At 59.7% G+C, this 10129-nt stretch carries 7 protein-coding genes and 2 pseudogenes; 3 read left to right on the forward strand and 6 right to left on the reverse strand.

Annotated elements, in window-relative coordinates; translation table 11 throughout:
* The first annotated feature begins 617 nt into the window (after positions 1-617).
* Together NKH03_RS33220 and NKH03_RS33225 are read left to right on the forward strand one after the other, a co-directional pair.
* A complete protein-coding gene (locus NKH03_RS33220; RefSeq protein ID WP_352873884.1) occupies positions 618-821 on the forward strand; it encodes a CsbD family protein in 204 nt (67 codons plus the stop codon).
* Positions 822-1073: 252 nt separating this feature from the next.
* Positions 1074-1214 (forward strand): annotated as a pseudogene (locus tag NKH03_RS33225) (glutamine amidotransferase); the annotation flags it as partial.
* Positions 1215-1427: 213 nt separating this feature from the next.
* On the opposite strand, the gene NKH03_RS33230 reads toward NKH03_RS33225, so the two are convergent.
* Both NKH03_RS33230 and NKH03_RS33235 read right to left on the reverse strand, forming a co-directional pair.
* A complete protein-coding gene (locus NKH03_RS33230) occupies positions 1428-2282 on the reverse strand; it encodes a transglutaminase-like domain-containing protein (RefSeq protein ID WP_352873883.1) in 855 nt (284 codons plus the stop codon).
* A 77-nt stretch (positions 2283-2359) separates the two neighbouring features.
* Entirely contained in the window at positions 2360-3235 is an 876-nt protein-coding gene (locus tag NKH03_RS33235) for a transglutaminase family protein (protein WP_352873885.1), read from the reverse strand.
* Positions 3236-3875: 640 nt separating this feature from the next.
* Between NKH03_RS33235 and NKH03_RS33240 the strand changes: the two genes are divergently transcribed.
* Entirely contained in the window at positions 3876-4334 is a 459-nt protein-coding gene (locus NKH03_RS33240; protein ID WP_352873881.1) for a YybH family protein, read from the forward strand.
* A gap of 25 nt (positions 4335-4359) precedes the next feature.
* Here NKH03_RS33240 and NKH03_RS33245 read toward each other — a convergent pair.
* From NKH03_RS33245 to NKH03_RS33260, 4 genes and pseudogenes are all read right to left on the reverse strand, one after another.
* Positions 4360-4660: pseudogene (locus tag NKH03_RS33245) on the reverse strand (site-specific integrase); the annotation flags it as partial.
* Between the two features lie 202 nt (positions 4661-4862).
* A complete protein-coding gene (locus tag NKH03_RS33250) occupies positions 4863-6200 on the reverse strand; it encodes an HlyD family type I secretion periplasmic adaptor subunit (protein ID WP_352873880.1) in 1338 nt (445 codons plus the stop codon).
* A gap of 19 nt (positions 6201-6219) precedes the next feature.
* A complete protein-coding gene (locus tag NKH03_RS33255; protein ID WP_352873879.1) occupies positions 6220-7914 on the reverse strand; it encodes a type I secretion system permease/ATPase in 1695 nt (564 codons plus the stop codon).
* A 62-nt stretch (positions 7915-7976) separates the two neighbouring features.
* Positions 7977-10129 (reverse strand): Ig-like domain-containing protein (locus tag NKH03_RS33260; protein ID WP_352873878.1); only part of this gene is annotated, 2153 nt, incomplete at its 5' end.

The following is a 10129-nucleotide window of genomic DNA, read 5'->3' on the forward strand; positions in this document are numbered from 1 at the left end:
CATCGAAAGCTTGACCCCAGCACCGCGGTGCTCAGGTCCTCATGGCATCGGATATGCACGTCTGCGGTCTTCACCGGATGCGTACCTTGAAATCACGGTGGCTGAAGCTGTAGCGGGTTGGGAATTTATGCGTCAGCAGTTGGGTCTCCGAGCGAGAGCTGAGCGACGGCCAGATGGTCGGCCCTGTAGATGAAGCGGGGCTTGTCCTCTCTAAGCCCAATTAGGGAGACTTTGTTGCGGTTGCGGCCCGCAACCATTCGAACAATCCAGTCCTGGTCTGTTCGATGGAACGCTATGTCGCCGGCTTCCGCATTTTCTCCCTTCAGTGCCGGTACATCCCGCGAAGGGTAGCGCGGGCGCCTATCCTTTAGCCAATCCAGTTCGATTGAGGTTAGGCCTCGATGCTCTGACGTGCGTCATCGATCACCGCTTGCTCGGCTGCTTCAGGTTCTCCCAAGGCACCACCTGCCGCAAAGCAGGAACTTTTAGAGTCTAATGTTCCGGCTGTTTGGTCGAATCGAAAATCGGCTTCCAATCGCGGTTGTCGCTTCTTCGGCATTGGAACCTCACTGCCATACGACCGTTTTTCCACGGGAGAAACGAAGGAGGTCGCCACCATGGACTGGAACCGCGTCGAAGGAAATTGGAAGCAGGTCAAAGGTAAGGTCAAGGAACAGTGGGGCAAGCTCACTGATGATGATCTCGACCGCATCGCCGGCAAGCGCGATCAGCTCGAAGGCAAAATCCAGGAACGCTACGGCATCGAGAAGGATCGCGTATGCCGAGACATCGACGAATGGTATGGTCGACAAGGCTGGTAGAACAGCGTCGATCGCCAAAGGGCGCCGTCGCGGACCGCGCCCTTTTCGCCACTTTCATCGATCGAATGTTGGCTTCCAGTCGCGGTTGCGCTCCCGCTGCTGGCCCTCGTAATCAGGAATGTTGAAGATCTCTTGATTGGCAGTTAACACGGGTCGTCAGAACGCTAATTGCGCTGCTGAGCCGGCTGCACAATTTCGGTATGTCTCCTCCCACCGACGTTGTCCTTGGACAAGCGCGCGATCTAGCGCTCCTTGCTGTTCGCAAACCATGGCCGCGGGCGCACGGTCGCCTGGGCGACCGACATCGGTCCGCATTGGCTCTCGCAGGACTTTCTCGAATGGCCGCTCTACGGCAACTTGATGTGCGAACATGGTGCGGTGGCCTCGCCGTGACCGAATGAGAAGGGCGGATACCTGGTCAGTGCCGTTGCTGGTTTCGCTGCAGGCCTTAATTCGGCTTTCAACTAATGACGGTGAAGGGCCATTTTGACGGACGTCACAATGGTACAAAACATCTCATAAGTCTTTGACTTTACTAATACAACTCAGAGTTCAATCCTTTCTCGCAGCACGAACTGGCGCGGAGCTTTGGCCACAGCGATCAGATCAAGGTGAAGGCACTGGATTTCCGATAGGAGTCGCTAACACGTGCTCCGCTTGGACTTCTTTCGTGACAACTTCGAAGCCAGCAAGTCTCGATGAACCGAAACTGGTTGAGAGTGCAACATCAGTCGCGTCGCAACCCGTCGCCATCAGGATCCTACCTATGCGAGGGCGGTTATGCCGAGCATCAAATGTGAACCAGTGACCGCTTAGATATGCTTGGAACCATGCGCTGAAATCCATGGGATCCGGCACCGGAGGCACGCCAATGTCGCCGAGATAGCCGGTGCAATAGCGCGCCGGGATGTTCATGCAGCGGCATAGCGAGATGGCCAGATGCGCAAAGTCGCGACAGACGCCGGTTCGATCTGCGAGAGCGCCGTGGGCAGTCCGAAGCGGGTCCGCGGCTTGGTAGCTGAAAGCGATGTGATTGTGCACGAAATTACAGATCGCCTGCACCCGCGCCCAGCCGGAGGGGGCATTGCCAAAATTCGCCCAAGCGAAGTCGCCAAGCCGGTCGGTGTCGCAATAGCGGCTGCCCAGGAGAAACCTGAGCACCTCGTCGGGCAGTTCCTTGATGTCGTGCTGGATGGCTTCTGGCATGACGACATCAGACTTCCCAGTATCGTAAATGTCGAAACTCGTGGATATCGTTGTCAGGCCCGCAGGCGCTTCTATTCTCGTGCACGCGTTGCCAAAAGCGTCAATGTAGCCGCGGGCTTCGATCGGGCGATCAAAGCCTAAGACCTGTTCTGTCAACAGATCGACGCGGCGTGAAGGATGGATCTCAAGGACGAGCAGCATTGGTGTCTGCTGCGGACATTCGTAGGTGAGGTTGAAACCCGCGCGGATGCGCATCGATGCTCCAATGCCTTGATTCAGGAACCGGGCAAACTCCAAATTGCCCAAACAGTTCCGGAGAACATCAGACAGAGCTAATTTTGTTTCGCCACCTTTACCTCAACAGTCATGCCAAGAAAACTTGAGGCGCTGCCGGAGTAGCTTCCCGAAAGAGGTATGGCCTGCTGGGGATGCCTGGCCACGGCCACCCTGATCAGATCCCGGTTGCCGACAATGCCATTGGTAGGATCGAACTCGACCCAGCCGGCACCAGGCAAATAGACTTGGCACCAGGCATGCGTCGATCCTCCGCCGCGCACATCAGCACTGTCGCGGCTCGGCACATAGACATAACCGGTCACAAACCGGGCTGCGAAGCCGAGCGACCGCACCGCCTCCATCATGAAAAGCGCGAAGTCCCGGCATGTGCCTTTGCGCAGATGCAACGTCACGAGAGGCGGCTGCGTCCCGGTTTCGATCCGACGGGAATAGACGAAGCTCTCATGGATGGCGTAGCAGAGCGTCATCAGCAATTTGCCGGTCTCGGTTTGTCCCGAGGCATTCACGAACTGCCGTGCCCATTTGCCAATCTCGTCGCTGTCATCGGCATGATGGCGCTCCATGGTTTGCGCGAGGTCGGCCCCCTCATCGGGATCGTAAGAGAATGGATAATTCAGCGCGGCCTCATCGATACGGAAATCGGGCGCATGCTGCGGCGTGTGATCGAGCCGAATGTCTGTCGCGAAATGGAGTTTATTGGCCGAACCCGTGAATTCGATCACGGCAACGCAGTTTCCAAAAACGTCATGGATCCATCGAATTCCCATCGGCTCGGGGTCCACGGATAGGGCGTGGTCCAGAAGTCGTTGATCGAAACTGTCGCGCGGCCTGAACATCAGCCGGTGCTCGCCAAACCTCACCGGTTGGTTATAGCGATAGACAGTCGAGTGCTTGACTGAAAAAATCGGCATCGGCGTCCGCCAACGATTTCGCAGGAACGTCCGCAGCAATCTAGCGCCTAATCGGCCCGGAACGAACTGTTTCCGCTCCGCCGGCCCGGCGTGTTCCTGGACGCGCTTCCACAGCCGGTCTCGGATGGCGCCCCGCGAGTTGATTGAGGCCGAGCCGACATATCTCCCGGTCGCCCGATCCGCCATCAGGGGGAAAGCCGGCTTCCCAGGCTCACGCTCGACGCCGAGCAACTCGTATTCGTCAATGCTGTAAGCTTTGGTCCTGAGCCAGGCCGTCGAATTGCTGTCCTTGCGCTTCGAAACCATACCTTCGAGCCCGGCTTGATCGATCAGGTGGATGATCGCCTTAGCCTCGCCAGGAAGTGGGGCTAAACTGGATGCTCGCGGCGATCTTCCAGCGGCATGTCGCGTCGAACGCAATGTGCGCCTCAGCGTGAGTGGGGGGCATGGATATTAGCTAGCTGGGATTGTCATTGTATTAGCGTAAGCGCATATTAGCCCTGCAAGCGGCCTGCTACGCCCCGTCTGTAAAAGACATTGATTGGGCGCCGATGTCCGACAACACCCGGCAATTACTCGCCCTCGTTGTCTTCATCTGCACATGGTCTTCGCTGGCCGGCTTTCAAAAGGGAGGACTTCGATGCGCTACTTTCTAGCCACTTTTTGTTTCGTCGCACTAGTTATCGGCGGTGGCGAATCTGCAGGTGCCCAGACAGCCCAATCAAGCATAGAGGCGAACAATGCGGACTTTGTTGCGAAGTTTGCCGCTAAGGATACGGCGAGCTTGGCTCAACACTACACCGAAGACGCGGTAGCGTTTCCTCCCAACGAAGAGCGGGTCGCCGGCCGCGAAAGCGTTCAGAAGATGTGGCAGAGCTGGATCGATGCAGGATTGACCGATCTGACCCTGAAAGCGGCGCAGGTCGAGGAGAGCGGCAATCTCGCGTATGAGGAGGGCACCTACTCTATCAAGATTCCCGGTAGCGACGGCAAGACCAGTGAGGAAATCGGCAAATACATTGTGGTTTGGAAGAAGGGCGCCGACGGCGAATGGCGACTGCATCGGGATATTTGGAATACGAACCTTGCTAAGAAGTAGAGGTCGCCAATCACTCCCGCCAGCGACTCGTGATTTCGAGCTGGACTGGACGACCCGTCTTCTGCTGAACGACGATTGCGCGGGTCCTAATCTCCGGCCCCGAAACCACATTTCTAATCCTGATCTTGACCAGGTCGCAGCCGCGAAGCTTGCTGTCGATTGCCAGATCGAACAGCGCACGGTCTCGAACGCGCCCCTCGCGATCGAGGAAGAAGCGAACAGCCCAGATCTGTTTCTGTGTGAGCCGACGCTTGGTTCCTACTTTCATTTCCTGCATTCCAGGCGGCCCGCTCGCGGCTAGCATCATCGTATTGAGAGTGACTCATGTGAGTTCTCCTCGGCCTTGATTGGCCGATGGAGAAACGGGAAGCCCCAGCGTTGCAGGTCGGGGCCGAAACCGAAACGGCAGCTCCTGGCATTTAACTGGCGATTGCAGGCATGGTCTCGGAGTCCGTAGGCCTGTCTTGATCCACGGAGGCCTGACAGGCTCGTCGAAACTTTGCATCGCCAATCGATTGGCGACCTCCGTCATTTCTGGCGAAAGGCGGAGTGGAACGATACGACCAGCGGGCCTAAAATGTAGTCGAGTGCGGTACGTTCCTCGGTAACGATCATGACCGACGCTGGCATGCCTGGATAAAGCGCAATCTGGGGGGCCGCCGCCAATTCCATCGGATCGACCGCTACGTCGGCAAGATAGTAGGGAAACCCGGTTTTGCTGTCGGTAATGCGATCCGCCGAAATGCGGGTGACGCGTCCATGAATTGTGGGAATTGAGCGCTGCTTGTATGATGTGAAGCGAACTTCGGCCGCCATCTCGGGTCGCAGGTTCGATATGTCCTCGACGCGAACCTGCGCCTGGACGATCAGCGAATTCTCGGTCGGCACGATGTCGAGGATTGTCTGGCCCGGCGCCACGATCGCCCCGATCGAGAAGACGCTGAGATCCATTACCTGACCGTCATAAGGCGCGCGGACTTCGGCCCGGTCCATGGCAGCCTGGGCGGCAAACATCTTTGGCACAAGGTCGGCAAGATTCGACTGGGTTTCGATCAGCATGGCCGAAAGCTTGGCTCGGCGCTCATTGGTCAGTTGCGCGATCTGGCTATCGAGCTCGGCCTTGCTCTGCTGGCTGCCGGCGATTGCGCCGAGGTTTTCGTCGATCAGGCCTTGCAGATCCGAGGCGGATCTTTCCAGTTCCAGAATGCGCGGGCGGGTGGTCAATCCGGCCTTGAGCAGTTTTGAAAGGCTGGCCTTCTCGTCGATCGTCGATTGCAGCTGGGCGTGGTAGGATTCGACACGAGACTGCTTGCCCTGGATCTGCTCCTCGAGTTCGCCAATCCGCCGCTCGAGGATCTGCTTGGCGCCGGCCATCGAGGCGCGCTGGCTTTCCAGGTCGGCGATCTGGTTTGCCATCGCATCCCTGAGGTAGGCCTCGTGCTCCTTGAGGATGTCCTTCGGGAAGGCAACAGCCTCGCTGCCGTCCAGTTCGGCCCGAATCCTGGCATCGGTTGCGCGAAACAGCGCATATTGCTGAGCATAGAGATTGAACTCGGAGCGAATCCTGGTGTCGTCCAGCGCCAGCATTATGTCGCCCTTCCTGACGATGTCGCCATCCTTGACGCGGATCTCCTTCACCGTTCCGCCGTCGAAGTGCTGCACGCTCTTGCGATTGCCTTCCACCTTGACGACAGCGTCGGCGAGCACGGCGCCGTTCAGCGGGGCAAATGCCGCCCATCCGCCGAAGATGCCGAAGAAGGCGACGATGATCAGCAGGCCGACATAGGCCGGCACCTGGATCGAATCCGGGGCCAGGATACCGGTTTCGCCGGGCAGGCTTCGGTAGGTGAGGGCCCCGTCGCTCATCGATCTCTCCGGCCGCGGTTCATTGGGTTGCCACCGCCATTGGCGCCGAGCGCTGGTTGAGCAGCGCCACGATCTCGTTTCTCATGCCGAAGGCCTCGACCGCGCCATCGCGCAACAGAAGGATCTTGTCGACATTCGCCAGGGTCGAAGGCCGGTGCGAGACGATGATCACCGTGCTGCCGCGGCGCTTGAGCTCGATCGCGCACTCGCTCAGCGCGCGGTCGCCATCGGCGTCTAGATTGGAACTCGGCTCGTCGAGAATGATCAGTTTCGGCGTTCCGAACACCGCCCGTGCAAGAGCAATCCGCTGCCGATATCCCCCCGACAGCACGGCGCCGCCTTCGCCGATCTGGGTCTCGTAACCCTGCGGTAGGCGGATGATCATCTCGTGTACGCCGGCGAGCCGCGCGGCCTCGATCACCTCCTGGTCGACATTCGTCTTGAAGCGCCCGATATTGGCGGCCACCGTATCGGAGAACAGTTCGATATCCTGCGGCAGGTAGCCGATGTGGTCGCCGAGCGCGTCATGCCCCCACTGCGACATGTCGGCGCCGTCCAGCCTGACGGTGCCGCGACTGGGCTGCATGACGCCAGCGAGGTTACGTGCCAGCGTCGACTTGCCGGCGCCGGAAGGGCCGACGATTCCGAGCGCCTCGCCCGCTTCCAGTCGAAACGATACGTCCCGCAGAAGCACCTTCTGCTGGCTGGGAATTGCGTAGCTGACCTGCTCGACGGAGATCTTGCCGCTGGGCTTGGGCAGGTTGAACGATCTTTCGTTCCGCGCGCCCCCGTCGACCAGTTTCTCGACCCTTGCCAACGCAGCCCGCGCCAGGATCAGGCTGCGCCAGAGGCCGACGATCTGCTCGACAGGCTGCAACCCCCTGCCCAGCAGTAGACTCGCGGCGAACATGGTGCCGCCGGTGATCTGCCGCTCGATCACCAGATAGGCGCCGAGGCCGAGGATCAGTGACTGCATGGTGAGCCGCAGGAACCGGATAAGGCCCGACATCAAGGCGGCGCGGTCGCTCGCCTCCGCCTGGCGCCGCAGCGCCAAATTGCGGTCGCGCCCCCAGCGGCGAATGAGACCGTCGATCATCCCCATGGCGCGAACGACTTCCGCGTTCCTGAGGCTCATCTCCGTAAAATTATAGTTGGTGGTCGCCAGGTCGTTGGCCTGCTTCAGCGGCGAACGCACGAGATACTCGTTGAGCACGGCCATGGCGATCAGGAGCAGCGAGCAACCCAGTGCGAAGAAGCCGAGCCATGGATGCAGCAGGAAGATGATGCCGATATAGATTGGCGACCATGGCAGGTCGAACAGGGCATGGACGCCGCTGCCGGTGATGACCTGCCGGAACGTGTCGAAGTCGCGGATAGGCTGGCTTTGCGACGAACCGGGCGATGGGGTTTCGACCGACGCGGCAAGGATTTTTGCCGAGAGCAGCCGGTCGAGTCGCGCGCTGGCGCGCGTCAGGATAGCGGCGCGCACCAGGTCGAGGCCGGCCAATGAAAGGAAGGCCGCGAGCAACACCAGGGTCAGCATCACCAGCGTGGTTTCGCTGCCGCTGGTGACGACCCGGTCGTAGATCTGCAGCATGTACAATGGGGACGCGAGGTAGAGCAGATTGATTGCCAGGCTGAATGCCGCCGCGACCAGGAAATAGCGGCGGCATGCCCGAAGCGCATCCTTCACAACTCGAGGTTTGCTATCCAATTCCAGAACCCCACTCGGTGCTCGTCAGGCCGGTGGGCCGCCGCCGACGGCGGCCCTTCTGGTCAGACCACGAAGTCGCTTGAAATTGCTCCATTACCGACGCCCGTCAGCGTGAACTCCGCCGGATTGTACGAAACGGCGGTATGACCTTGGCCGTCATCGGCAAGCTTGAAGCCGTTGGCATCATAGGAGCCGACCAGATGCAGCGCGGTACCGTGGGTACCATCCGAAACGGTCAGCGTTCCGCCGCTACCATCCTGGTTTGCCTGATAGACGGCCGTCGTTCCCGCACCGAACAGGATATCCTCGAGCTCCAGCCTGTCGTCATTGGTGATGCCGCCGATCCGCCCGCTGAAATCGAAGGAATCGTCGAGTTGCAGTGTGCCGGCCGCGTCGTGCGCGAAGGTGACGTCCGTTGACGAGGCGCCGCCGAATTCGAGCTTCGAGAGATTGCCGATCGTGGCGTCACCGTCGCCGGTAACCTGGCCGTCGATGACGATGTCGCCGCCATTGGCCCACAGCATGCCGGAATTCGCCAGCCCGCCGGTGATCGTCAGGCCACCTGAACCGGTCGCCTCCAATGTTCCGGAGTTGATGACGACGCTGCCCCCTGTATCGATGAAGAGCGCATTCGCGCCGGAGGCGATGATGGTGCCCTGGTTGTCGAGGCTCAGCATCCCGCCGCCCAGTTGGCCGGCACCCGAGATCGTGTTGTCGACATTGACCAGAGTGACATCCGGCCCCGTGCCGGAGATCACGTTGGCGGCGCTGTCGGAGAGCAGGATCTGCCCGCCACCCTGCAGGGTCACGCCATGCTGGATGATTTGCAGCAGCGTATCGCCGCCGGTCGAGTCCAGCGAGATGAGGCCGCTATTGTTGATCGTGCCGCTCAGCGGCAGCAAGGCGCCGTCGCCGATCGTCATGGTTCCGGCATTGTTGACCACCGGCGTCTGGTCGAAGACGAAATTGCTTGCCATCAGTGCGCCCGAGTGGACGCCGTCCAGCGTGATCGACTGCCCATCGCCGAGCGTGATCACCGCGTTCCCGTGGGCATCGTCGGCGATATGCGTCTGGAGATCGGCAAAATCTGCCAATCCGTTGTAGCCGATAAGGTCGATCTGGTCGGCCGCCGCATCGAAACTGTGCACCGTGTCGGCGCCGATCGGCTGCGAGAAGACGAAGAGATCGTTGCCGCTCGATCCGGTCAGCACATCGTCGCCAGACCAGGCAAAAATCGGCGAACCCGGAGCGTAGGCCTCGACATTGTCGGCGATGGACGCGCTGCCAGTCGTGCCGTCCGCGTTGGTCCAGGACATCTGGACGTCGAGCACTGCTGCGCCGGCGAAATCGGCAGGCGTGGTGACCGTCAGCCCGTGCAGGTCGCTGGTCTGCACCGTCCAACTGCCGTCAGCGTTGTGGGTTGCGCCGTCGATGGTCCAGCCGGAAGGCACATCCTTCACCGTGACGGTGATGAGCGCACCCTCATGCGATGGATCGGTGAGGGCGAGATTAATCGGCTCTCCGGCAACGCCGGCGGGGTTGAGAGGTCCTAGACTCCCTGCAGCACCCGGGTTAAACGCCGAGTCCGTATAGCTACCTGCTATCACATCAACCTTTACAGAGCCGCTAGCAGTTCTCGTCAAGGTCGCTGTCCAAGTATCACCGTCTACATGAGTAATGTTGCTCAGCGTGCTACGTGTCAATGTAACATCGGTCGCACTGCTGGGATCGAAACCAGTCACAATTTCACTAAATTGGAAGGTGACTATGGAGGTAGAACCGATTGTATTATCTAAGGGCGTACTAGTGATTGTTACAGTCGGCGGCGTCGAGTCGACGGCGGTGCTGACGGTATAGTTAACCGAGTTGCTTGAAGCACCCGGGGCGTTGCCAGCCAGGTCCTGCCACGCCGTACCCACCGTAATGACGTTCGTAGCGTCGGTGATCGACACCAGCGGTGTCAAAGTGGCGGTGAAAACTTTCGAATCGGCCGTAGCTGTAATCGTGCCCAAGGTTGCGCTGGTGGTGTCGTAGCTCACGTCCGCTGCAGTGAAGTTCGACGGTACTTCGCTGAAGGTAAAGGTCACCGTCGTGACATCGCCGGCCGTGAGCGCGGTGTCATTGATCCCAATGGTTGCCGTCGGCCGCAGCGTGTCGATGGCGTAATTGTTGGAATCGGTGGTGCCGCTGTTGGTGTTGCCCGCCGCGTCGCTGA

Source organism: Mesorhizobium sp. M1406, from assembly GCF_040317555.1.
Classification (GTDB): Bacteria; Pseudomonadota; Alphaproteobacteria; order Rhizobiales; family Rhizobiaceae; genus Mesorhizobium.

Excerpts from the sequence above, each read along its gene's own strand:
- NKH03_RS33230 (WP_352873883.1), bottom strand. The coding sequence starts at position 2,282 with ATGCGCATCCGCGCGGGTTTCAACCTCACCTACGAATGTCCGCAGCAG.
- NKH03_RS33240 (WP_352873881.1), top strand. The coding sequence starts at position 3,876 with ATGCGCTACTTTCTAGCCACTTTTTGTTTCGTCGCACTAGTTATCGGC.
- NKH03_RS33235 (WP_352873885.1), bottom strand. The coding sequence starts at position 3,235 with ATGCCGATTTTTTCAGTCAAGCACTCGACTGTCTATCGCTATAACCAA.
- NKH03_RS33250 (WP_352873880.1), bottom strand. The coding sequence starts at position 6,200 with ATGAGCGACGGGGCCCTCACCTACCGAAGCCTGCCCGGCGAAACCGGT.
- NKH03_RS33220 (WP_352873884.1), top strand. The coding sequence starts at position 618 with ATGGACTGGAACCGCGTCGAAGGAAATTGGAAGCAGGTCAAAGGTAAG.